Annotated in this window: 24 protein-coding genes and 1 pseudogene (1 of these 25 only partly in view); 10 read left to right on the plus strand and 15 right to left on the minus strand. The window is 65.3% G+C overall.

The window, feature by feature from the left end:
• Positions 1-2,260 carry the 5' portion of a Tn3 family transposase gene (locus tag QOL99_RS02575; RefSeq protein ID WP_407650136.1) on the minus strand. It extends 782 nt beyond the left edge of the window, so 2,260 of the gene's 3,042 nt are visible here — the first part of the coding sequence; its start codon is at positions 2,258-2,260; its stop codon lies beyond the left edge, outside the window.
• Positions 2,261-2,322: 62 nt separating this feature from the next.
• On the opposite strand from QOL99_RS02575, the gene QOL99_RS02580 reads away from it, so the two are divergent.
• Complete coding sequence (locus QOL99_RS02580; protein ID WP_285521054.1) at positions 2,323-3,183, plus strand: tyrosine-type recombinase/integrase; 861 nt, start codon at positions 2,323-2,325, stop codon at positions 3,181-3,183.
• An 85-nt stretch (positions 3,184-3,268) separates the two neighbouring features.
• Here QOL99_RS02580 and QOL99_RS02585 read toward each other — a convergent pair whose 3' ends face one another.
• Together QOL99_RS02585 and QOL99_RS02590 are read right to left on the minus strand one after the other, a co-directional pair.
• Positions 3,269-3,736, minus strand: coding sequence for a putative iron-sulfur cluster-binding metallochaperone (locus QOL99_RS02585; RefSeq protein ID WP_268094680.1), 468 nt, complete (start codon positions 3,734-3,736; stop codon positions 3,269-3,271).
• 33 nt (positions 3,737-3,769) lie between these two features.
• A complete protein-coding gene (locus QOL99_RS02590; protein ID WP_092265607.1) occupies positions 3,770-4,189 on the minus strand; it encodes a heavy metal-responsive transcriptional regulator in 420 nt (139 codons plus the stop codon).
• Between the two features lie 132 nt (positions 4,190-4,321).
• On the opposite strand from QOL99_RS02590, the gene QOL99_RS02595 reads away from it, so the two are divergent.
• Positions 4,322-4,798 (plus strand): recombinase family protein, encoded by a 477-nt coding sequence (locus QOL99_RS02595; RefSeq protein WP_456318840.1) that lies wholly within the window; start codon positions 4,322-4,324, stop codon positions 4,796-4,798.
• 175 nt (positions 4,799-4,973) lie between these two features.
• Here the strand turns inward: QOL99_RS02595 and QOL99_RS02600 are convergent, their stop codons facing one another.
• The 9 genes from QOL99_RS02600 to QOL99_RS02640 form a co-directional block, all read right to left on the minus strand.
• Entirely contained in the window at positions 4,974-5,783 is an 810-nt protein-coding gene (locus QOL99_RS02600; protein WP_285521055.1) for a hypothetical protein, read from the minus strand.
• Positions 5,784-5,834: 51 nt separating this feature from the next.
• On the minus strand, positions 5,835-6,884 hold the full coding sequence (locus QOL99_RS02605; RefSeq protein WP_285521056.1) for a TlpA family protein disulfide reductase: 1,050 nt from the start codon (positions 6,882-6,884) through the stop codon (positions 5,835-5,837).
• Positions 6,885-6,937: 53 nt separating this feature from the next.
• Entirely contained in the window at positions 6,938-7,300 is a 363-nt protein-coding gene (locus tag QOL99_RS02610; RefSeq protein ID WP_285521057.1) for a FixH family protein, read from the minus strand.
• Complete coding sequence (locus QOL99_RS02615; RefSeq protein ID WP_285521058.1) at positions 7,297-8,052, minus strand: ABC transporter ATP-binding protein; 756 nt, start codon at positions 8,050-8,052, stop codon at positions 7,297-7,299. The genes QOL99_RS02610 and QOL99_RS02615 overlap by 4 nt, the downstream gene beginning before the upstream one ends.
• The gene (locus QOL99_RS02620; RefSeq protein WP_285521059.1) at positions 8,045-8,842 is read right to left on the minus strand and encodes an ABC transporter permease subunit; all 798 of its coding nucleotides are present in this window, start codon (positions 8,840-8,842) and stop codon (positions 8,045-8,047) included. The genes QOL99_RS02615 and QOL99_RS02620 overlap by 8 nt, the downstream gene beginning before the upstream one ends.
• Before the next feature lie 2 nt (positions 8,843-8,844).
• Positions 8,845-10,170: a nitrous oxide reductase family maturation protein NosD gene (gene nosD / locus QOL99_RS02625; RefSeq protein ID WP_285521060.1), complete on the minus strand. Its 1,326-nt coding sequence runs from the start codon at positions 10,168-10,170 to the stop codon at positions 8,845-8,847.
• Complete coding sequence (locus tag QOL99_RS02630; RefSeq protein ID WP_285521061.1) at positions 10,167-10,769, minus strand: hypothetical protein; 603 nt, start codon at positions 10,767-10,769, stop codon at positions 10,167-10,169. Before QOL99_RS02630 ends, nosD begins: the two co-directional genes overlap by 4 nt.
• A gap of 124 nt (positions 10,770-10,893) precedes the next feature.
• Positions 10,894-12,756 carry a Sec-dependent nitrous-oxide reductase gene (gene nosZ / locus QOL99_RS02635; protein WP_285521062.1) on the minus strand — a complete coding sequence of 621 codons (1,863 nt, stop codon included), beginning with the start codon at positions 12,754-12,756 and terminating at the stop codon, positions 10,894-10,896.
• A 39-nt stretch (positions 12,757-12,795) separates the two neighbouring features.
• On the minus strand, positions 12,796-13,308 hold the full coding sequence (locus QOL99_RS02640; RefSeq protein ID WP_285521063.1) for a hypothetical protein: 513 nt from the start codon (positions 13,306-13,308) through the stop codon (positions 12,796-12,798).
• 249 nt (positions 13,309-13,557) lie between these two features.
• Between QOL99_RS02640 and QOL99_RS02645 the strand changes: the two are divergent.
• Positions 13,558-14,070 (plus strand): annotated as a pseudogene (locus tag QOL99_RS02645) (RrF2 family transcriptional regulator); the annotation flags it as partial.
• Positions 14,071-14,531: 461 nt separating this feature from the next.
• Here the strand turns inward: QOL99_RS02645 and QOL99_RS02650 are convergent.
• Positions 14,532-15,284 carry a recombinase family protein gene (locus tag QOL99_RS02650; protein ID WP_285521064.1) on the minus strand — a complete coding sequence of 251 codons (753 nt, stop codon included), beginning with the start codon at positions 15,282-15,284 and terminating at the stop codon, positions 14,532-14,534.
• Between the two features lie 101 nt (positions 15,285-15,385).
• Between QOL99_RS02650 and QOL99_RS02655 the strand changes: the two genes are divergently transcribed.
• From QOL99_RS02655 to QOL99_RS02670, 4 genes are all read left to right on the plus strand, one after another.
• Positions 15,386-15,622 (plus strand): antitoxin, encoded by a 237-nt coding sequence (locus tag QOL99_RS02655; protein ID WP_285521065.1) that lies wholly within the window; start codon positions 15,386-15,388, stop codon positions 15,620-15,622.
• A complete protein-coding gene (gene vapC / locus QOL99_RS02660; protein WP_285521066.1) occupies positions 15,619-16,026 on the plus strand; it encodes a type II toxin-antitoxin system tRNA(fMet)-specific endonuclease VapC in 408 nt (135 codons plus the stop codon). Before QOL99_RS02655 ends, vapC begins: the two co-directional genes overlap by 4 nt.
• Positions 16,027-16,455: 429 nt before the next feature.
• Positions 16,456-16,692 (plus strand): hypothetical protein, encoded by a 237-nt coding sequence (locus QOL99_RS02665; RefSeq protein WP_285521067.1) that lies wholly within the window; start codon positions 16,456-16,458, stop codon positions 16,690-16,692.
• A gap of 25 nt (positions 16,693-16,717) precedes the next feature.
• On the plus strand, positions 16,718-17,023 hold the full coding sequence (locus tag QOL99_RS02670) for a DUF2384 domain-containing protein (RefSeq protein WP_285521068.1): 306 nt from the start codon (positions 16,718-16,720) through the stop codon (positions 17,021-17,023).
• Positions 17,024-17,035: 12 nt separating this feature from the next.
• On the opposite strand, the gene QOL99_RS02675 is transcribed toward QOL99_RS02670, so the two are convergent.
• Both QOL99_RS02675 and QOL99_RS02680 read right to left on the minus strand, forming a co-directional pair.
• Positions 17,036-17,572: a hypothetical protein gene (locus tag QOL99_RS02675; RefSeq protein WP_285521069.1), complete on the minus strand. Its 537-nt coding sequence runs from the start codon at positions 17,570-17,572 to the stop codon at positions 17,036-17,038.
• Positions 17,573-17,579: 7 nt separating this feature from the next.
• Positions 17,580-17,792, minus strand: coding sequence for a hypothetical protein (locus QOL99_RS02680; RefSeq protein ID WP_285521070.1), 213 nt, complete (start codon positions 17,790-17,792; stop codon positions 17,580-17,582).
• A 320-nt stretch (positions 17,793-18,112) separates the two neighbouring features.
• Here QOL99_RS02680 and QOL99_RS02685 point away from each other — a divergent pair, with 320 nt between their 5' ends.
• The 3 genes from QOL99_RS02685 to QOL99_RS02695 are packed head-to-tail and all read left to right on the plus strand — an operon-like array spanning position 18,113 to position 21,369.
• Positions 18,113-18,499 carry a hypothetical protein gene (locus QOL99_RS02685; protein ID WP_285521071.1) on the plus strand — a complete coding sequence of 129 codons (387 nt, stop codon included), beginning with the start codon at positions 18,113-18,115 and terminating at the stop codon, positions 18,497-18,499.
• Positions 18,496-18,891, plus strand: a complete 396-nt coding sequence (locus QOL99_RS02690; RefSeq protein WP_285521072.1) for a helix-turn-helix domain-containing protein — start codon at positions 18,496-18,498, stop codon at positions 18,889-18,891. The genes QOL99_RS02685 and QOL99_RS02690 overlap by 4 nt, the downstream gene beginning before the upstream one ends.
• Before the next feature lie 60 nt (positions 18,892-18,951).
• Positions 18,952-21,369, plus strand: coding sequence for a type I restriction endonuclease subunit R (locus QOL99_RS02695; RefSeq protein ID WP_285521073.1), 2,418 nt, complete (start codon positions 18,952-18,954; stop codon positions 21,367-21,369).
• Positions 21,370-21,406 lie beyond the last annotated feature (37 nt).

Consider the following 21,406-nt stretch of genomic DNA (forward strand, 5'->3'; position numbering starts at 1 on the left):
TGATGACCTTCGTGTGGAAAGGCGCGTACTGGTCGCTGACGTGGGTGTAGAACAGCACGCCGGGTTCGCGCCCGTACTTCGCGTTGAGATGCCCGGCGGCCTTCCCATGCCCCCCGGTGGGAAACCGTTGCCCGTCGGAACTGCTCGTCGTGCCGTCCCCCCAGAGGGCCGCCAGGGGCAACCTCGACTGGAAGTTGACGAGCTGGGCGAGACCCGCCGCGTAGGAATCCGGGCGGACGAACCAATCGGACAGGTACATCAGGCGCCTTGCCGTCACGCTGGGGTCGGGCGAGGCCTCGGCCATCTTGGTCAAACCCAGGTTGAGCCCATCGGCCAGGAGTGCGGTGAGCAGGTGGTCATGGCGCTCGACGCCCTTCCCGTCGCGCAGGTCCAAAAAAGCCCCGGTGAAGCGGCACCAAGCGTTCACCTCCAACAGGAGGTCGGTAATCTTCACCCGGGGGAGCCGGGTAGCGAGGGTGCGTTGCAGGGGCTCCACCTCGTCCGGCACGGCCTTCACCACCTTGCCCACCCTGAGCCTGCCGCTCAGCAGACTCACCGAGGAGAGTGCCCCTCTGGAAAGGAGGTCTTCGACCTCCCGCAGTTGCCCGGTCAACTTCGGCTCGGTTGCGCCCCAGAACGCCTCGAAGGTCTCGGGCAGGTCGAGGGCGAGGTCCTGGAGGCGCCGTTTCCAAACGTTCTGGGGCAAGAGGTAGGCATCGAGGTCCCTGTACTTGCGGCTGCCCTCCACCCACACGTCTCCCGAGCGCAGGGCCAGCCGCAACTCGTCGAGCACGCACAACTCGTAAGCCTTGCGGTCCACCTCACCGCCCCGAAAGACATGCGCGTTCCACCGCTGACGCACGAAGCCCAGCGGCAGGTGTTCGGGCAGGGTTCGCTTGTTCGAGGCGTACATCTCCCGGAGGAGTCTCACTGCCTCCACCAGCGCTGCCGCCGTCCCCCCGGCCCGGAAGGTGAACGCGGACAAGAGCCGGGGCGCGTAGGCCCGGACCTTCGGGTACGCCCGCACCACATGGTGCAGAGGATCGAGGTCCTCGGCAACCACCGTCTCCCGCCCCTCGCGGACCGTGGCGACAAGCTGGTCCCAGGACACGACGGCCTCGACCGCTTGGTAAGGATCGGCCTGCTGCTCGCGGGCAGCGATCAGGGCGGCACACACCGACTGGTACGTGTCCAGTTGCTCGACCACGGAGGGCCGCCGCTGCCCGAACGCCTCCGCCGCGTGCCGTTCCCCCTCCCGCAGCAGCGACATCATCACGCGGTCGTGCAAGTCGAGCACGTCGTCCGTCAAGGTCTCGGAGAGGTCGAACAGCCGCGCCATCAGGGTGGCGCGTCGCCGCCCGGCCTCGTAGGCGGCGAGGTGAGACGCACTGACCCGTCTGGCTTCCTCAGCCAGGTGCTCCAGGCGGCTCTGCGGCAAGAAGGCCCGCAGATTGCTCTGCACAGGGAACGTGCGAACAAAGGCCAGCTTGTCGAGCAGGGCCAGGAGGTGCTTGGGCTTGGGGGAGCCAACAGGCCGTCCCAGCCAGGCCAGCCGGGAGAACGGCTCGTCACCCTGCGGCGTGAGCAGGGCGTCCACACGTTCGGCGAGGCCTCCCTTGAGCGGCAGGTTGAGCAGACCGTGGCAGTGCTGGTCCGCGCGGACGCGGGCCGCGTTCACCAGCCGTTCCAGCACAGAGAGACGCGGCGTGAGGATGCGCCGTCGGTGAAGCTCGTCCAGCAGGGTCCCGACCAGGGGAAAGGGCTGGTCGGTGACGACGACGGTGGGCATCAGCCAATCCCGCAATTCGCGGTTCAGCGGCCCGGACAGCTCCACGTAGCCCAGGTGCTGGCACAACTCGGCGAAGTGCTCCCGGCGGGTGGTGTCGCGTGAGGCGTAGGCGTCGTAACAGGCGGCATCGACGCGCAGTTGCTCGGCGAGCGAGATCAGCACTTCATCGGGTGGCCGCTCCCCCGGGCGCAGGCCCCGCCCCAGGTGGCGCAGCACGGTCAGTTGCACCGCGTACCCGAGCTTGTTGAAGTCGCGCCGCCTCTGCCAGACCAACCGCAGGTCGCCCTCGTCCAGCAGGTAGTAACGGGCGAGGGTGCGCTCGTCGAGGACGGGGAAGCGGGTGAACTGCTCGCGTTGCGCGGGGGTGAGCGGGCGGGGAATCAAGGCCGCGGCCTTGGCGCCGGACCGGCCGTCATTCCTGCTGGAATAGTCTTTATCACAGCATCCTTCCTTGTTACCCCTGAGAAACAAGTGCTCCAGCTCTCCTGCATCACGCCCCTCGTTTTACACTTATCGCAGGAACGGAGGGGGATGTGGACGCGACCACCCTGAACAGCCAAGCGGAACGGTTTTTGGCCGAGTTGCACCGGAGCCCCCAGACGGTCCGCGCCTACCGCGCGGACCTGCGCCACCTGACCGACTGGTTGCGGGAAACGGGGCACGGTCTGGAGAGAGAAGCTCTGGAGGTCTACTTCACGGTTCATCCACACTGGGCGTCCGCAACGCGCAGCCGGAAGCAGACGACACTGGAACGCTTCTGCCGCTGGGCGCTGCAACATCATCTGCTGGACCGCGATCCCACCCTTCACCTGGAACATCCCCGCCTGCCGCCCCCTCATCCACGAGGGCTGAGGCGGGAAGACATCGAGCGCATCTTCGCTGTCATTCCCCCGGAACAGACGCGCGACGCCCTGCTGTTCCGCCTAGTCTTCGAGACGGGGCTGCGAATCGGGGAGGCACTGGGGGTGCATGTGGAGGACCTCGACCTGACGCGAGGGGATGAACACCTGACTGTGCTTGGGAAAGGAAGTCGGAAGCGGACAGTGCTGCTGGATGATCCCAGGCTGGTGAGTGCCCTGCGGCGTTACCTGAGAACACTGGGGTACACGCACGGGCCGCTGTTCCAGGCGACTAAGAACGGTCGCGGGGGACCCCTGCGCTACCAGAGCGTGCAGGAACGCTGGCAGGGGTACGCCGGGCGTGCAGATATGGCCTGCACGCTTCATCAGCTCCGGCACAGCCATGCGACGGAACTGGTCAACGGGGGCGTGAGTCTGGCGACCATCCGCAAGCGGCTGGGTCACCAGCACATCCAGACGACCTTGCGGTACGCCGAGGTGAGTGACAGCACTGCGGATGCCGAGCTGAGGCGCTGGCGGCGCCAGCGCCACTGAAGCCTCTGTGAACTTCAGGAACGGCAACGCTGTGGGAGAACGCTGGCCAGGAGCAGCAGCCTGATCACCACGGCGTCGTCGTGCGTCAGACCTGTTCCTGGCTGTCCAGGGTCCGCAGGAAGGTCACCACATTTCCCAGGCAGCAATTTCCCTGCGGGTTGTTCACCTCACAGCCGCAGCGCCCCGCCTGGACATGAGCGCGGATGGAAGTCTCCAGAGCACGGGCTGTGCCTGAGACGGCCGCCTGGGTGAGATCGGCCCGGTGGTGTCCGAAGCAGTAGCAGACCGGGACCTCTGGAGCCTGATCCTTCTGGAAGACGGGCGCCTTGAGGTCTCCCGTGCGGTAGGTCTGGGTGGGGCTGAAGTACACCACGTCACAGGTGGGGTCCGGGCAGAATCGGAAGGCGTCCTCTGGCTCCAGCCTGGCCAGGGCGGGTGGAGTCAGGAGGGCCTTGAGGGTGATCAGTGGCACGCCCTTTCCGCGGGTGGCACTGACCGGGCAGGACGTGACGTCCTGCCCCTGGGCGTTGGGAACGCAGCACGTGTCTTCCATGACCAAGGGTAAAGTCTCCCCTCAGGGGGAGAGTCAAGGGGAAGGCAGGTTCAGGTACACACAGCCTGGGGTATCACACTCGGGATCGGGGTGAGCTTGAGCGTACGCGAGCCGCCCAGCGAGTTCAGCTTCCAACGCCTGAAGCTGGGCAAGCTGCTGACGGACGGCCTGGAGATGCACTTGCAACTCGTCACGGACATCCGTGCAGGGCTTCTGACCCTCCGCGCGGAGGCTGAGGATGCGGGCAATGTCACCGAGGGTGAATCCAACGCGCTGGGCAGAACGGATGAACTGCACGCGTTCCGCGCTGTCTGCGGTGTACATCCGGTAGCCGCTCTCTTTGCGTTCATGCTGGAGAAGGCCGAGGTCGGTCCAGTAGCGCAAGGTCTTGACCCGTTCACCGGTCTCGGTGGCCAGTTGTCCGATGGAGAGCGGAGCTGGTTGAGGGGTCATGACTCGAGTGTGGCAACTTCGCGGGCGCAGGACCGTGGACTGTATCGCTCAATACGAGCTTGAGCCTTGGCTTAGCGGGAAATTCTGCTCCAACTCTAGTGCGACCCCAACACCGACCGCCAACTCGAAGGCGTGCAGCTCGACAAGACCTTCATCGACAAAATCAGCGGGAAAGACGTCCACCGGCCCCAGCTTCAGGCCCTGCTGGACTTCGCGCGCGAAGGCGACACCGTCGTCATCCACTCCCTTGACCGCCTCGCACGCAACCTCGACGACCTGCGCCAGCTCGTCACAAGCCTGACCCAGCGCGGCGTTCGCGTCGAGTTCGTCAAGGAAGCGCTGACCTTCACCGGAGAAGACTCCGCGATGGCGCGGTTGCTGCTGTCCGTCATGGGGGCTTTTGCCGAATTCGAGCGGCAACTGCTGCGCGAGCGTCAACGCGAGGGGATCGAGGCCGCCAAGAAGAAAGGAGTCTACCGAGGCCGCAAGAAGTCGCTCACACCCGCTCAGGTCGAGGACCTCCGCGCGCGCGTCCAAGCGGGGGAAAAGAAAGCCGCCCTGGCGCGGGAACTCGGCATCAGCCGGGAAACGCTGTACAACTACCTGTAATGACACTCGCGGACGGGTTTCGCAATGCGGAAGCGCCATGTTCATCGCAACCACTGTCTCGCCGCGAAACCCTTCTCTAACGCCGGAGCGTCGAGTCAGATCGCCGGTCTTCCGGACCAGTTCCGACCGCCGGGCGCAACACCCCTGCGCCGCTGGCTGCCGGAGGGCCGGTCCACTACCCGCCCGTATCCGGTTCAGTCAGAAGGGCCTGCACGGCCTCCACCATCACCGGCGACGGCGTCCCGTGCGTCACCAACCACTCCAGCAGCGCCCGCGCCGCCACAACATTGTGCTCGTACCCGGGGCAGAACGACGCCAGCGGCATCTCCCCCGCCCACTCCTCGGCCCGCCGCTCCACCCCGAATGGATCGCGCGTCGTTCCCGGCGCCTCCCACAGCGCCTGCATCGCCAGCACCCGGTCCACCGCATACACCTGGATGAAGCGCAGGGCGCTCAGGCGTTCCCCGCGTCGGTCACGCAGCAGGCCGACGTACAGGTTGGTCAGCGCCTCGTTCAGGTGGAAGTCTTCCCGGTCGTGCCCCCAACTGCGGGGGACCGGTCCCGCCCGCACCTCACTCCAGTCGCGGGCCGGGTCACGTGACCAGATCACGCGCATGGAGGGCTCGGCGACCGCACCAAGTTCACGCTCGGTGAACACGGCGTACTCCGCGAACACTCCGTCCTGGAACAGCACCTTGCGCCCGTGCGGGCTGTTCTCGAAGTCGTAGACGACCGGTGCCGCCGCGCGGACCCAGTCGGTGGAGCGCAACAGGTCCTCCTGCGCATCCTCCTGCACGATGACGAAGAAGTCCAGATCGGAGTACTCGTCCATGCGGTCGCCGTGCAGGCCGGTGGAGCCGAGGCCGAGCAGGGCAAGGGCGCCGGGCTGCTGCTTAAGGGACGTGACCAGGGCCTCCAGGCGCCGGTGCAGTGTGTCGATCCAGGCGTCGCGCTGCCAACCTCGCGGGGCCAAGGGGTCGGTCATGGGCTCTCCTCCTGAACGGTTATACGGGAAGCGTGGCGTCCCGGATGTTGATCAGGGGGCCTTCTGGAGCCAGGGATCAGTGTTCCGCAGAGGCCCGAAGCGCTGTCCGCGCTGGACCCAGCCCTCACCGATCAGAGAGGTGGTCGGCAGGCCCGGAATATTCCAGCCGGGAAGCTGCCTGACGTGGCTGTAGACCACCGGCAGCGAGGTCAGCCGCTCCCGGTCCAGGTAACGCCCGACGGTCGCTGGGGACTCTCCCAGATTGACGGCCAGGACCTGGTACTGGCCGGACTCATGGGCTTCGAGCAGCAGCGGCAATTCCTCGCGGCACGGCGCGCACCAAGTCGCCCAGAAGTTCACCAGCAGGGGCCGCCCGGCCGTGGGCTGGGGCGCCGCGACACTCCGGCCCGAGGCGTCCCGAATGCTCAAGGCAGGAGCGCGGGTCGCCGGGTCGGGCGACGGGGTGGAGGTGGCCGCTCCCGAGGACTCCAGTCCAGCGGTGTTGATGTCGACGGTCAGGTCCCCGATGTGGTCCTGATACAGGTCGTCGTAGGCCCGCGCGACGGTGTAGTCGAGTTCACGGGCGCTCAGGCCCGGGGTTTTCCGCCGCTGCGTCGCCAGTAGATCGTCGATGATGCGCTGGCGCAGGGCCTGTTGCCGCAGATAGTCGGGCAAGCGGCTTTCCACCTTCTCCTCACCGAAGTCCCGGATCAGCGCCTGCATGTCGGGGCGGGCCGCGACCATCCGGGCGAACTCGGCGCGTCTGGCACTCAGGACGTTGTCTGGGACGGTGTGGCCCTTCTCGGTGGCCAGCAGGCTCATGGCGTACAGCTCGATCAGGTGGTTGAGGCGGACGTTGACATTGGTCAGCCTCTTATGCTGGGCGGCCAGCTCGGCTCCACTCACGCCCCGCCGCCGCAGGTCGAGCTGCTGCATCAGGCCGTAAAAGGCCAGATCGGTGGCCGAGAAGGCGCGGTCCTCGATCCTGACCGCGTAGGGCTTCGCGGGGTTGGTCGCCGCCTCTCGCGCGGGCTGGGCAGCCCCCACCGCCTGCTCGCTGCCGGGCTGTTCTGGAGCGCACGCCGCCAGCAACAGAGCCAAGCAGGTGAGTGTCCACCGCCGGGCCACAGTTCCTGTTCTCCAGGCCCGCACGCTTACCCCCCCCGCACGTCGGCGGTCAGGGTCCGGTCGATGGTGCGCCCATCCTTCTCGGCGTCAATGTCGATGACCCATTCCCCCTGCATCGGCACCGCCACCGGGGCGCCGTAGATTCCCTCGCCGCGCTCGGTCAGCTCATAGATCATCTCGCCGTGGTCCATCTTCTCCATCGTGAAGGTCGCGGTGACCTGATAGTCGGTCAGGGGCTCGTCCCCCTGGGCCAGCCGGATCTCGAACGGCGCGGGGTCGCCGCGCAGGAACACCGGGGCCTGATGGACGGTCACCTGGGCCTCCTCGCCGCCCCCGCACCCGGCGAGGAGCAGGGCACAGGTCGCGCTCAGCAGCAGACTTCTTTTCATGCGGAGTCTCCAGAGAAGTAAAGGGTGCTGAACTCATCGATGGAATACTTAGTGACCTTGCCGTCCTCCAGCATGGCGACGTGGGTGCAGACCCGGCGGATCTCGTCGAAGTGGTGCGAGGCCATCAGGATGGTCTTGTCCGTGAGGTTGCGGATGATGGTCAGAATCTCCTCGCGGCCGATGGGGTCTAGGCCGCTGGTCGGCTCGTCGAGAATGATGATCTCGGTGTCGAAATACAGCATCAGCGCCAGCCCCAGACGTTGCAACATGCCCTTGGAGTAGGTGTTGACCACCGTGTGGCGCACCTCCCACAGCGAGACGGCCCGCAGCACCTCTTCCGCGCGGGCCTCGTCCAGCGCCCCCGCCGTCAGCGCATTGAAGAAAGTGAGGTTCTCGTAGCCGGTCAGGTTCTGGTACAGGTGGAACTTTTCCGGCAGGTAGGACACGTAGCGTTTCCAGCCGTTCTTGCGGGTGGAGATGCCGTGCAGGTGAATCTGGCCCCGCCGGGCGGGCATCAGCCCCAGCATGGTGTGGATCAGGGTGGATTTGCCCGCCCCGTTGCGGCCCACCAGGGCACATCTCTCGAACGGCGCGACTTCGAGGTTCACCGCGTCGAGGACCCTGTGCGGCCCGTAGGACTGCGACAGCCCCCGGATCTCGATCATGGACCGCTGCGCCGCAACGGCCCGGGGAGCCGCCTGGGCCACAATTACGTCGCCCCGCTCCTTGTCGCCCGTCCGGGTTTTAATCATGCTGGGCTCCCTGACGGGCCGCCAGCGCGAGGCCAAAAAACACCAGTGGCCACAGCACGACGTTGATGACGGTAAAGGCGACGGGCGGAAGGAAGACCAAACCCTGCATCATGCGCGACAGACCCGTCATGGTGAAGAGGCCGAGTTGATTTTCCAGTGTCATGCGCAGTGCGTGCAGCGGATTGAGAAAGTAAAGCCACGAGAAGATCTGCACGTTGCCGTAATCGACCAGCGGCAGAAAATACATATAGGCCAGATCCAGCAGGAAGACCAGCACGAACCAGGTCACGATATTCGCGCCGATCAATTGCATTTTGTTGCGGCAGACGCTGCCTAGAAAGACACCGATCTGCACGAAGATCAGCAGGAACGCCGCCAGGATCAGCAAAAAGGCTAGGAAGCTGTCCGGGCGAAACAGCAGGCTGAATTTCATGGGCAGCGCCAGCAGCAGGTACAGCGAGACGAAGGCCAGGATGATGATGAGCTGGAGTGCCAGCGACTTCCTGTACAGAAAGGAGAAATTCGACTCCCGCCGGGTCAGCAAGATCAGCAGGGTCTTGAGTTCGCGCTCCTGATAGACCGAGAACGAGGACAGGAACATTGCCAGGAGGGGCAGCAGATAGACGTTCATGTCGAACAGCCCCATCAGGAGCGCCTCGAAGCCCAGGTCCGAGGGGTAGCCCCGGGCCTCCGCAACCAGGAAAAGGGAGATCAGCGTCACCAGCCCCAGGCCCAGCCACAGGCCCCTGCCGCGCGTCTGCTCCAGGGCTTCCTTCCATACGTAGTGCATAGTCACCGTCTCTTTCGCAGGGCCAGGGTCAGCAGCGGCAGGCCCGCCGCGAGCAGCAGGGCAGGCCAGATCCAGGCGCGTGAGGTGGGCTGTTCCAGCAGCGGGAACTGGTCGGTGATGGCCGACTCTCCACCCGAGAAGAGCTGGCTGGTCATCTCGTAGATCTGGATGGCCGGGCTGGAGATGAACAGGTAGGCGAGCTCGTTTTGCCGGATCAGGTTGCCCAGCGCGGACTCGTAGGAGAGCGGCACGTCGCCCACGCCGTTCTGGTCGAGGTCGAGGACCGGCCTGTTCCAGTAGTTGCCGACCCCGTTCTCGAACCAGGCGTTGCTGCCCTGGCCGCCGACCAGCACCGCGTCGGTGTTGTTGCGGCTGAACACGTTCTCCTTGAAGACGTGGGCCGTGGAGTTCGACCACAGCTCCACCCCGATCTGGTTGCGGAAGAAGCTGTTCTTCTCGATGCGGTTGTTGGTGGACTGCTCCAGAAAGAGCCCGCGCTGGTTGAGGTGAAACTCGTTTTCCAGGACCTCGATGTCGCGCCCCGCCTGGATAATCACGCCGAAGGCCCGCGAGCCTTGGTTGAAGGAGAACTTGTTGCCCTTTAGCGTGATGTGCTCGGAGAGCATGATGGCCGCCCCGCCGACGTTCCCCGAGAAGTCGTTGCCCGTGAAGGTATTGCGGTTGGAATACATGTAGTGCAGGCCGTAGCGGGTCTGGGTGATGTGGTTGCCGTGAATCTCGTTGTCGTCGGCGTACTCGAACCCGATGCCGTCGCGGGTCCGGGCGATGGAGTTGTTCAGGATGTGGTTGCCGTGGGCGCGGATGATGTTGATGCCGTTGCCGCGTGCGCCCAGCGTCTTGCCCAGCTCGCCCACGATGGTGCAGTCCTTGATGGTCGTGCCCTGGCTGGCGTTCAGGAAGATGCCGTGGTAGTTGTCGCTCAACTCCAGCTTGCTGAGAACCGCATTTTTCCCCCGGACGCGCACTCCCGCGTGTTCCTCGTAGGAACTGCGGTCCTTGCCGCTCCCGGTGATCCTCAGGGTATCGAGCGTCACGTCGTCGGCGCGGATGCTCACCACGGTGGCCGTGCGGTCCCCCTGCAAGGTCGTGCCCGGACGCCCGACGATCCGCAGCGGCTTCTCGATCAGGACATTGCCCGGGTACGTCCGGGGTTCCAGCCGCAGGACCGAGCCCGGCGCGGCGGCGTCGATCAGGGCCTGGAGTTCGTTGGGCGGCTGTGCCGGGGTCTGGCGCTCCTGGGTCTGGGCCTGCGCCCAGGGGACCGCCAGCAGCAGGAGCAGCGCCGCCGTGTTGACCGTCCACCTCATCTCGCCTGCCCGTCCTTGACCGGGGCGGGGTGGGCCACTGCGGGTCTGGGCCGGGGTTGCCCGGTTCTGGCCTGTTTATTCCAGAGGGCGAAGGCCATCAGCCCGATGACTGCCAGCAGCAGCAGCGCCCCCCAGGAAAACATGCTGTAGGTCGTGAAGTTGGCGATGGTGTTCTTGCCCAGGATCGGCGGCACGAAGGGTTCGAGGTCGATGGGCGCGGTGGGGTCGAGGTTGGTGCCGAACTGCCGTAGCCAGCGGGCCATGTCCAGCAGGCCCACCACACCGCCCACGAGAAACAGCACCAGCACGCCGCCCAGCAGCTTGCGGCTTCGCACAAAGGCCGCGACCACCAGCAGCAGGGCCAGTCCGATCACCAGGTAAGGGATGACCCTGAACTCTGGAAAGCTCGCCTCACTGAAGGGCGCCATCCCGATGTAATGGTTCAGTCCGTTGACGATCTCGATCTCACCGGCCAGCCCGGTGGGGTAGACGATGATGTTCAGCCCCTCGGGATACTGGGGCGCGTAGAACTTCATCGACCACCACGGGAGAAAGAGGGAGCCGATCAGCAGCGCCGCCGCGAGCAGCAGGCTGAACATGGAGATGGGGGGTAAGTCCCGTTTGGGGGTGGCCCGTTTCAAGGTGGAACCTCCGGTTCAGGTCACCGGCAGAGAGGCCGGGGACGCGGGAGAGAACTGACTCCCCCGGAATCCCCAGCCCGGGCTACTGCGGTTCGACCAGCAGGTAGCCGCTCATCTCCTGGTGCAGGGCCGAGCAGAAGTTGGTGCAGTAGATCGGGAAAACGCCGGACTTGTCCGCCACGAATTCCAGCGTGTTGGTCTGGCCGGGCTGGACTTCCATGTTCAGGTCGTAGTCCATGATTCCGAAGCCGTGGGTGATGTCCTGGTCGAGGTCGATGTTGGTCAGATGGAAAACCACCCGGTCCCCCTGCTTGACCGTGAGGGCGTCGGGGCGCTCGGCTTCCGCGTCGAAGATGTACTTCGAGCGCATGGCGATGCCGTAGACATGCACCTCGTTGCCCTTGCGCTCGACGCGGGCGTCCTTGGAGGCCCAGACCGAGTTGGGCCGGTTCTCGTCCTTGGCATAGACGACCTCGGTCTTGATCTTATCGGCCTTGATCATCTGCGAGTAGTGCGGCTCGGGATCGACCGGCACCGACACCAGATGCTGCATGGTGTCCCCGGAGATGTCGAACAGGTCGGCGGATTCCGGGTGCGACGGCCCGACCGACAGGAAGGAATCCTTGGCGATCTTATTCCCCGCGATCAGGTACTTGCCGTCGGGCGCCACCGTGTCCCCCTCGGACGAGGTGGCGTGTCCGGGCGAGTAGAACACCGGCTTGCGGTCGAGGACCTGCCCGGTGTCGATGTTCCACTTCACGACCTCGGAGGAGATGAACATGGTGTTGAAGGCGTTGCCCCGGTCGTCGAACTGGGTGTGCAGCGGCCCCAGCGCCCCGGGGGGATCGACTTCGCGCTCCAGCACGTCCTCGTAGGCGATCACCGGGATGCCGAATTCCTCGCCCGCGAATTTTCCCTGCTCGATGGCGTTGAAGGCTTTCTGGAACGAGAAGACCGTCATCAGCGGCGCGAGTTTCCCGGCGGCGATAAAACGCGTGCCGTCCGGGGTCACGTCCACCCCGTGGGGCGACTTGGGCGTGGGGACGGCGAAGATTGAGCCCTCCACGTCGCGCGGGTCGACCATCTTGACCCCATCGACTTCCGGCACGTCGCCCGTCGCCACCTGGTCGGCCAGCTTGCGCCAGTTGATCAGGACCAGATAGTCGCGGTCCTTCTGCGACGCGTTGATCTCCTGGTTGCTGGTGGCGAACTCGGTGTTGTAGGTCGTCATCACGATCCAGTCGCCGGAGACCTTCTTGCCCGCGTCGGACAGGTCGTAGGACCAGGGCGGCAGCACGATCTGGTACGCGAGGTTGAATTTCCGCTCCTCCCGGTCGAACTGCACCATCGACACGATGCCCTTGTAAGCCTCGTCGTAGCGGTCGAGCGCGGCGTACTCGTCGCTGACGGGCCGCGCGAAACGGGTGGGCAGCGCGATGTACTCGGTGTTCTGGGTCACGAACACCCCGGCATGCGGCCCGCCCATGTTGGGCAGCTTCAGGATGTCGGCGGTGTGGAAGTAGGTCAGGTCCACCGCCGCGATGCGGTTGTTCGCCACGTCGTTGGCGAACAGGAATTCCCCGTCGTAGTCGCCTGCGGTCTCGGACACGGCGGGGTGGTGGAAGTCGCCCCAGGTGTAGCCGCCCAGCATCTCCTTGGAGTGCTTGTCGAAGCCGTACCCGGTCGCCGCGTCCACCGAGAAGACCGGCACCGTGCGAATCTTGCGCATCGAGGGCACCCCGTACACAAAGAGTTGCCCCGAGTGGCCCCCCGAGGACAGCAGGTAATACTCGTCCTTCTGCCCCTGGGGCACGTACACCTTCTCGGCCACGCTCTGGAGGGTGGAGGCTCCGTCGTCCTGCTTCCCGATGTCGGCAAAGAAAACCGTCGCCACCAGCAGGCCGCTGGTGAGTCCCAGCAGCGCGGTCAGCACTTTATTCAACATATCTAGTCCCTCAGTTCTTCTGGGCGGGCTCGGAAAGGGCTACTGCTCGGACGCGACCCTGAGCGCGTTCACGATGGTTTCCCGCTCCTCGTCGCTCAGGGGCGAGGCGCTGATCACGCTGGACATCACGGCGGAGGTCGGTTCCTTGAGAAAGTCCCCGAGCTCCTTGCCGTGCTTGTCCGGCACGTTGACGAACGCCTGCGACAGGTCCGGGCCGGTCGATCCGCCGCTCACGTCCAGCGCGTTGACCGAGTGGCAGCCGACGCATCCCTTGGCGGCGAAGATCTCGGTGTTCGCGCCGGTCTGGGCGGGGGAAGCGGCCCCGCTGCCCTCCGAGGCGCCCACCGCCGGAGCCGCTTCCTGCGCCATGTCCTGCACGGTCTCGGCGTGCTCGCCCGCGTCGGGGGCGCCCGGGCTGGCCGGGGACTGCGCGGTGGTCGCCTCGGAGGCGACCGGGCTGGCTTCCGGGGTGTCGTCCCGCCCGAAGACCAGCAGGCCGCCTCCCAGCGCCATCAGGAACGTCACGGCGAAAATAGCGATGTTGTTTCTCATCCTTACCTCTTTCCTGCTCAGGGGAAGCGCCCGGCCAGATCAGGTGGGTCGGCTGAGAACGGCCCAGCCTGCGAAGGTTACGCGGCGCCCGGGAAAAACAGGGTCGGGAGCGACAGTCCTGGCCGTCAGAGCCTGTAGTCTCGGCTACGCGAACTGAGCCTAGGCCCCTCTAAAGTGGATGTCAAGGTTAAATTTCAAAAGTTGGCGACCCCAGGGGCCGGGAGGTGAGGGGATACGTTTTCGCAAACCACCGAATACGCGCTGCGGGCGGCCGTCTTGCTGGCCCACCACGGTGACGGGCTGCTGGTAAAGGCCGACATGGCCGAGCGGACCAGGGTCCCGAGCGGCTACCTGTCCAAGGTGCTCCAGATGCTTGTGAGCGCCGGGGTGGTCACGTCGGTTCGTGGGGTCAGCGGGGGCTACCGGCTCCGGCGGTCGGCGGCAGAGACCACCATTCTCGACATCGTGAACGCGACCGAGCCGCTCGCCCGCATCCGCCGCTGTCCGCTGGGGCTGTGCGGCGACGACTGGGCACTCTGCCCGCTGCACCAGCACCTCGACGACGCCATAGCGCACGTCGAATCCCAGTTGAGGGGCCGCACCCTGGCCGATCTGGTGCCGTACCGCGCCGGGGAGGACGCCCGGACCCCGGCCATGCCCCCCGTCGACCTGCGCCGTTGCCTGGGCGTGGGGGGCAGGAGTAACGGACCTGAGAGCATGGGTCAAAAAGGGAATTTCTTCTTGGCCGAGCAGAGCGAGTGAATTTCGCGGAGCAGGATGGAGAATGATCGCACGAGGCGCGGGGTTCTTCTGCCTGGAGACGAAGGGATCGTCGATCCGCAGGATCTCGTCCAGGATCAGGTTGATCTCCCCGGGCGCTACCCCGCCGCGCAGCCGGTCCTGCCAGTCCGGGTGGGCCGCCAGGAAGTGCAGGATGACGCCCGTACACAGGGCCAGCGATCCCAGGTCACCCGCGGTCCAGTTGCGCAGGATCGGGGGTGACCTGAGAGCAGGAACAGCGGATTACTCTAACGACGTGGGGCACAATTTGATCTGCTCCATGTCAGGGTTCCATCGGGAAAGCAAACCTGTTGGCGAACTCAGGGGGAGGGGTGTGTCCCCGTCCCTCCCGCACCACCTCTCTCCGGCGTTTGGGCCGTTCAGGTGACTGGAGGTGCAGCGCGCTTCAAGCCAGCGCCGTGAGCGCTCCCCCGGAGGGGCGTTCACAGCACACCGGCTTCTCTTTGCACGCGCCGCAGTACATTTCGCACCTGCGTGGGTCGCCAGAGCTTGCCGGTCACGGTCCGGTGGCCTTCCGTATTCAACCGGTCCGCGATCTGCTGCAAGGTCAGGCCCTGAGCCCGCAAGACCTGCACATAGCCGCTGACCAGCCGGTANTTCAACCGGTCCGCGATCTGCTGCAAGGTCAGGCCCTGAGCCCGCAAGACCTGCACATAGCCGCTGACCAGCCGGTAGCTCTCGACGGCAGTGGTACGCCGGGCCTGCGCTCCCCGCCGCCTCGCCTCCAGCGTCAGGTTCTGTGGATTGCCCAGCTTGACCCCTCTCGCTTTGGCCGCGGTCAGGGCGTCCTTGGTCCGGGTGGAGATCATCTTGGCTTCCTTCTCCGCGACTGCGGCCAGGATGTGCACCGTCAGCGAATCCACCTCGGGCATATCCACAGCGGTGAAGCGCACCCGGCTTTCCATCAGGCCCGAGACGAAGTGGACGTTGCGGGCGAGGCGGTCGAGCTTGGCGATCAGGAGTTCGGCGCCTTCTCGCCGGGCCTGTTCGAGGGCACTGGCGAGTTCGGGACGCTGACGCTTGTTGGTGCCGGTCTCGATCTCGGTGAAGGAGGCGGTGACCTCGTAGCCCCTGGCTCTGGCGAAGGCGGCCACGTTCGCCTGCTGGGCTTCCAGTCCCAGACCCGAAGCGGCCTGTTTCTGACGGGAGACCCGGTAGTAGGCGATGGCTTTCATGGGTTGTGTCAGTATAAAGGTCCACAAATGTGCGTTCAAGAACCTTTATGGAGAGGGAAGCACGGATGGTATATACTCTTCGGTAGATACGGAGGCAGACCATGACCACAGCCAAGGTGTTCCAGAGTGGCAACTCCCAGGCCGTCCGCCTCCCCCGCGAGATGCGGCTGGATGTCAGTGAAGTCGAGATCACCCGCCACGGTGATCTGCTGATCCTGAGGCCCATCCGCCGGGAGGCTACGCTCGCCTCCGCCTTCGATGCCCTGGCGAGGATCGGCGATGATTTTCTGCCCGAAGGGCGTCAGCAGGGCGAGGCCCAGGAGCAGGAAGCGTTTTGACCCTCCGTTACCTCCTCGACACCACCATCTGCATCTTCATCATCAAGAACAAACCCACGGCCGTCCGGGAGCGGTTCGCCGGGCTACGACCGGGTGAAGTGGGGCTGAGCGCCGTGACCGAAGCGGAGCTGCTGCACGGGGTCTATAAGAGTGCACGGATCGAGCACAACCTCGCCGCCGTGCTGGACTTCGCCTCGCAACTGGTGGTGGTCCCTTTCGATTCGCAGGTCGCGGACGCCTACGGGCGCATTCGGGCCGAGCTGGAGAAGGCCGGGCAGCCCATCGGTCCCCTGGACTTTCAGATCGCGGCCACGGCGGTCGCCCACGGCCTGATCCTCGTGACCAACAACACCTGCGAGTTCGCACGGGTGCCGGACCTGAAGATCGAAGACTGGACCCTATAGGGGTGGCGTTGCAGAAGGGGTTGTTCAAGACCCGAAACAAGGTCAAACCGCTCCACATTGCGGAAACCGCCCAGAACGAGAGCAAAGACGGAGGGGCCAGGCCGGTCTCCCAGCAGCCCCTCCGTCGAGTAGACGCTGGGTTCCCCAGCGGCCCTCTATCAACAACCGCGCGGTTGTGGGCGGTCAGCACGGCGGTATGGTCCCGGGTGCTGCCAAACCCCGGAGCTTGACCTGTAAAGGTTTCGGCTCCTTCCTCAGTCATCCCACAATGTGGGCACGCATGTCAAGAGAGGGGTTCGCCACCCGACTGTTCAGCTCATCAGCAAACCCCTGCTGGGCTACGCAGACTGTGGGTGGCCCCGGCCACTTTGCCAACGGTCTCTTGTGATGACTCACGATCGCCCATCGGGTGACTGACACAATAATCCCATGCTTGCTCTGTCGCTGAGCCTGACGGTGGTGGCCCTTCTGCTCGTGGCGCGGAGCCTTCAGGAGGAGGGACTGAAAGAAGCCCAGACCCGTGCGGTGTGGGGAGCAGTCCTCGCAGGGCTGGGACAGGGCCTGCTGATGCTGGGCTTCACCTGGGCGGCCGTGGTAGCCATCTTCCTGTGCAGTCTGAGTGCGTTCAGCGTCGTGGTCGCCGCCCGGAAGAGCTCCACGACCTGAACGCTTCTCCTTCCAAGGGGACCTCATGTCACAACTGAAACCAGAACCAGAGACTCAGCCGAGGACGCCGACCATCCGTGTTCAGTACTTTAGGGACCCCCAGCGGTACGAGTACGACGGCCTCCCGGTGTACTTCGATCCAGCAGACGGTCACACGAGTGAGGAAGCTATCGAGCGCATGGCGGCCGCTGTTGCAGGCGACGTCCATGTGGCCCAGGCATGGATGGACCGGCCCAATCTGGAGTTGCACCACCGCACCCCCCGGCAGGCCTACCGTGATGGGGACGTTGGCCGGGTGATCGGCATCCTGGCGAACGTTGCTGGGTTCTGAAGGTGGGCTGGATCAATCCGAGTTCTCGCTGATCACCCACAGCCGCCAGCGGTTGAGCATGCCCAGGGCCAAGGTGAAGCGCTCATCGACCTCCAGCAGATCGTCGAGCCGCCTTGGCAGTTCGTCCACGGCCAAGTGACGAAGGTGCTCGGGCGTCACATCGATGGGGTAGACCGCCTCGCGGAACTCCCGATAGCTCAAGGCGCAGTCCACACCGAGAAGGCCCCGCAGCGCGTCCCGATACCGCACCAGATCGTCGATGGTGATGCCCCAGCCGCTGAGGTTGGTGTCCCCGAACCGGTCGGCGAGTTCCAGTAGCCCGGTTTCCCGTTCTGGCCTGAGGACGAGTTCAGTGGCGAGGAGTTCCACCTGGTCGCAGTGAATGCCGCCCGCCTGGTGACGGAGGTGATGCCAGGTGCGGGAGGGAGATGGGCGCACGCCACGCGCCAGCCATTCCGGGTCGATGCCCAGCAGCAGGCGGGGGCGCCGTTCAAGGTCTGGAAACAGGTCCCAGGTGGAAATGACAGGAAGAGATGTGGGCTCTGTCATCGCGCCCTCAGGGCTCCCCACCCTGCCGGATACGGCGCTGGCGGGCTTCCGGCGTGAACTTGAGCCCTCGGCCTCCCCGCGCGGTGAACAGGACGACCCGGCGCCCACCGGGCAGCGTGACCGTTCTCCTGCCGTCGCTCATGGCCACCTCGTGCACGGCCCGTGCGGTCTCCGGGGTGCTCAGGACCTGTTCCATCAACTCACTGAGTTTCCGTTTCATGGGGTCTCCTGTCTCCGGCCTGCTTCAAGACTACAGAGAGTCGGCTGGCCCCGGTCCCTCGTCATTCTTCCGCCAGCCACCCGGGGCGCGGACGTGCTCCCTCCTCACGACGGCGCGCCTCGGCCCGTTGCTCGCGCTGTTTGCGGCGTTGCTCCTCTGCCGCCTCCCACGGGCCACGCGGAAGCAAGACGAACGGGGTGGGGACCAGCCCTCCTTCCAGCACTGGTCTTCGGCGTGGAGACAGGCGGCCGAGCATCCTTCTCAACAACGCAGAGGGCAATGTCGCCCTCTCCCAAGGTGGTTTAGGTTAAACTAAACCCGTGCCCGCCCTGGTCTATACCCGTCATCCCCGCAGGCTGGCGGCGCGGCATCCCCGGATCATCGAAACACTGCTGGCGATGAACCGGGCCGGACACCGGGAGGCGGTGGCCGGGTGCATCCGGATGTGCCGCGACTTGCGGGGCGAGGGCCGCCACAGCCGCTACGCCAAGCCCCTGAAGTACCTGCCCGGCGCCTGGGAATTCAAGCCCACCACGCGGGGCGGGCAGCGCGGCGGAGCACGGGTCTACTTCCTGTGGCTGCGAGACGGTCGCCCGCTGCTGACCGGGGCCGAGTACAAGCTGCCGGGAGCGGAGGCCGACGAAGATCTGCTCGACGAACTCGTGGATATCGCCGAAGCTGTGAAGAAAGGAGTTCTGACGCCATGACCGACCGTGCCAAAGCCCGCGCTGCCCGCCTGGCCGCCCTGCTGAATGAGGACGGGACCGTGACGCCCGCCGAACACCTGCCCGAGGGGTTGCTGACCGAGAGCGAAGATGTGGGGGCGACCTATTTAGAGGCCCTGACCGCCGAGACGGTGGGAGAGGGCCTGCACGCCGTCCGGGTGGAATCCGGCCTGGAGACGCCCGAGGTGCTGGCGCGGCGGGGACTCAGCAAGGGGCGGCTCTCGCAGATCGAGCGCCCGAGCCTCAACCCCCAGCTCTCGACCATCACGCAACAGGCCGACGCACTGGACTACGACGTGACCATCGTGTTCACGCCCCGGCACAAGGACCGCCGGGCCGTGCGGGTCGCGGTCAAACCTGCCTCCAATCACTGACGTGCTTCCCCGGCCCCTTCAAGCGGGCCGGGTGCCGCTGCCTCTCCCCAGGAAGACTCCATGACCGAAGCAGAACTCGAAACCCAGTTCGTCGCCAAGTTGCAGGACCTCAAATACAGCTACCGCCCGGACATCCGGACCCGCGCCGCGCTGGAAGGCAATTTCCGGCAGAAGTTCGACGACCTCAACCGCGTCACCCTGACCGACGGCGAGTTTGCCCGGCTGCTGGAGCAGGTCACCACGCCCGACACCTTCGAGGCGTCCAAGACCCTGCGCGGGCGGCACACCCTGTTCCGCGACGACGGCACTCCGCTGGATTACACGCTGGTCAATGTCCGGGACTGGTGCAAGAACACCTTCGAGGTGGTCAACCAGCTGCGGATGAACACCCACAGCAGCCACCACCGCTACGACGTGCTGCTGCTGATGAGCGGCGTCCCGGTCGTGCAGATCGAACTGAAAAAGCGCGACGTGTCCCCGCAGGTCGCCATGCGGCAGATCGTGGACTACAAGAATGACCCCGGCAACGGCTACGGCACTTCCCTGCTGGGCTTCGTGCAGCTGTTCGTGATCAGCAACGGCGGCAGCACCCACTACTTCGCCAACAACCGCCCGGCGCACTTCAGTTTCAATGCCGACGAGCGCTACCTGCCGCTGTACCAGTGGGCCGACCAGGACAACAAGAAGATCACCGACCTGAACCATTTCGCCGACCACTTCCTGGCGAAATGCACCCTGGCCGAGACCATCAGCCGCTACATGGTGCTGCTGGAAACCGAGGGGCGGCTGATGATGATGCGGCCCTACCAGATCTACGCGGTGAAGGCCATCGTGGACAGCATTGCCCAGGGCGCGGGCAACGGCTACATCTGGCACACCACCGGCAGCGGCAAGACCCTGACCTCGTTCAAGGCGTCCACCCTGCTCAAGGACAATGACGGGATCGACAAGTGCGTCTTCGTGGTGGACCGCAAGGACCTCGACCGCCAGACCCGTGAGGAGTTCAACCGCTTTCAGCCGGGCAGCGTGGAGGAGAACGCCAACACCGGCAAGTTGGTGCGCCGCCTGCTTTCGGCCGATAAGGCCGACAAGGTTATCGTGACGACCATCCAGAAGCTGGGCCTGGCGCTGAGTGGCGGCGGCAAGGCCGAGTATCAGGGCCAGCTGGACCCGCTCAGGGACAAGCGCGTGGTGTTCATCTTCGACGAGTGCCACCGCTCGCAGTTCGGCGAGAACCACCAGGCCATCAAGGGCTTTTTCCCCAACTCGCAGCTGTTCGGCTTTACCGGCACGCCCATCTTCGACGAGAACGCCCGCAGCGTGCAGGTGAGGGGGAAAGAGGCGAGCTACCAGACCACCGAGGACATCTTCCAGCGCCAGCTGCACGCCTACACCATCAACCACGCCATCGAGGACGGCAACGTCCTGAAGTTCCATGTGGACTACTACAAGCCCGAAGGCGAGGACGCCGGACAGGACCGGGCCGGCCCGCCGCCCAAGTCCGCCGTGGTCGCCAAGATTTTGCAGAAGCACGACGCGGCCACCGCCGGGCGCCGGTTCAATGCCCTGCTGGCGACCGCCTCGATTGACGACGCCATCGAGTATTACGACCTGTTCGCGCAGGTGCAGGCTGAGCGGCAACTTGAAGACCCCGACTTCCGGCCGCTGAACATTACCGCTGTGTTCTCGCCGCCCGCCTACGTCAGTGCTGAAGCCAGGCAGATCGGGGAAGACCTCGCGCAGGAAAGGCAGGACAACCAGGTCAACCCCGAGGCGAAGAAGCAGGCGCTGGAAAGAATCATCGGGGACTACAACGCCCGCTACGGCACCAACCACAGTGTCGGTGAGTTTGACGCCTACGCCCAGGACGTGCAGGGGCGCATCAAGGCCCAGCAGTGGCCCGCCCGCGACGTGCCGCCGGCCCAGAAGCTCGACCTCGTGATCGTGGTGGACATGCTGCTCACGGGCTTCGATTCCAAGTACCTGAACACCCTGTACGTGGACAAGAACCTGCGGCACCACGGGCTGATTCAGGCTCTGTCCCGCACCAACCGCATCCTGAACGCCACCAAACCCTACGGCAACATTCTGGACTTCCGGGGCCAGCAAGAGGCCGTGGACGAGGCCATCGCCATGTTCTCCAGCGGCGGCGACGCCGAGCGCAGCCGTGAAATCTGGCTGGTGGAAGAGGCCCCCGCGGTCATCGTGAAGCTCCAAAAGGCGGTGGAGAAGGTCACCCGGTTCATGGAACTCCACGACCTGCCCCCCACCCCCGACCAGGTGCACAACCTGCGGGGCGACACCGAGAAGGTGCAGTTCATCAAGTTCTTCAAGGACGTGCAGCGCTACGCCACCCAACTGGAGCAGTACACCGACCTGACGGACGAGCAGCGCCAGGAGATAGAGCAGATTCTGCCGCCGGACGACCTGCAAGCCTTCCGGGGGGCCTACCTGGAAACGGCCCAGAAGCTCAACTGACATCTTGCAGTTTAGGTCGAGAGGGCGAGAAGTGCGT

Source organism: Deinococcus rhizophilus (genome assembly GCF_030271215.1).
GTDB lineage: Bacteria > Deinococcota > Deinococci > Deinococcales > Deinococcaceae > Deinococcus > Deinococcus rhizophilus.

Bases quoted from the DNA above. Each gene is read 5' to 3' on its own strand.
- nosD (WP_285521060.1), bottom strand. From the start codon at position 10,170: ATGAGGTGGACGGTCAACACGGCGGCGCTGCTCCTGCTGCTGGCGGTC.
- nosZ (WP_285521062.1), bottom strand. From the start codon at position 12,756: ATGTTGAATAAAGTGCTGACCGCGCTGCTGGGACTCACCAGCGGCCTG.
- QOL99_RS02600 (WP_285521055.1), bottom strand. From the start codon at position 5,783: ATGACCGACCCCTTGGCCCCGCGAGGTTGGCAGCGCGACGCCTGGATC.
- QOL99_RS02585 (WP_268094680.1), bottom strand. From the start codon at position 3,736: ATGGAAGACACGTGCTGCGTTCCCAACGCCCAGGGGCAGGACGTCACG.
- QOL99_RS02615 (WP_285521058.1), bottom strand. From the start codon at position 8,052: ATGATTAAAACCCGGACGGGCGACAAGGAGCGGGGCGACGTAATTGTG.
- QOL99_RS02610 (WP_285521057.1), bottom strand. From the start codon at position 7,300: ATGAAAAGAAGTCTGCTGCTGAGCGCGACCTGTGCCCTGCTCCTCGCC.
- QOL99_RS02670 (WP_285521068.1), top strand. From the start codon at position 16,718: ATGTCACAACTGAAACCAGAACCAGAGACTCAGCCGAGGACGCCGACC.
- QOL99_RS02675 (WP_285521069.1), bottom strand. From the start codon at position 17,572: ATGACAGAGCCCACATCTCTTCCTGTCATTTCCACCTGGGACCTGTTT.
- QOL99_RS02695 (WP_285521073.1), top strand. From the start codon at position 18,952: ATGACCGAAGCAGAACTCGAAACCCAGTTCGTCGCCAAGTTGCAGGAC.
- QOL99_RS02640 (WP_285521063.1), bottom strand. From the start codon at position 13,308: ATGAGAAACAACATCGCTATTTTCGCCGTGACGTTCCTGATGGCGCTG.
- QOL99_RS02665 (WP_285521067.1), top strand. From the start codon at position 16,456: ATGCTTGCTCTGTCGCTGAGCCTGACGGTGGTGGCCCTTCTGCTCGTG.
- QOL99_RS02655 (WP_285521065.1), top strand. From the start codon at position 15,386: ATGACCACAGCCAAGGTGTTCCAGAGTGGCAACTCCCAGGCCGTCCGC.
- QOL99_RS02630 (WP_285521061.1), bottom strand. From the start codon at position 10,769: ATGTTCAGCCTGCTGCTCGCGGCGGCGCTGCTGATCGGCTCCCTCTTT.
- QOL99_RS02690 (WP_285521072.1), top strand. From the start codon at position 18,496: ATGACCGACCGTGCCAAAGCCCGCGCTGCCCGCCTGGCCGCCCTGCTG.
- QOL99_RS02680 (WP_285521070.1), bottom strand. From the start codon at position 17,792: ATGAAACGGAAACTCAGTGAGTTGATGGAACAGGTCCTGAGCACCCCG.
- QOL99_RS02590 (WP_092265607.1), bottom strand. From the start codon at position 4,189: ATGACCCCTCAACCAGCTCCGCTCTCCATCGGACAACTGGCCACCGAG.
- QOL99_RS02620 (WP_285521059.1), bottom strand. From the start codon at position 8,842: ATGCACTACGTATGGAAGGAAGCCCTGGAGCAGACGCGCGGCAGGGGC.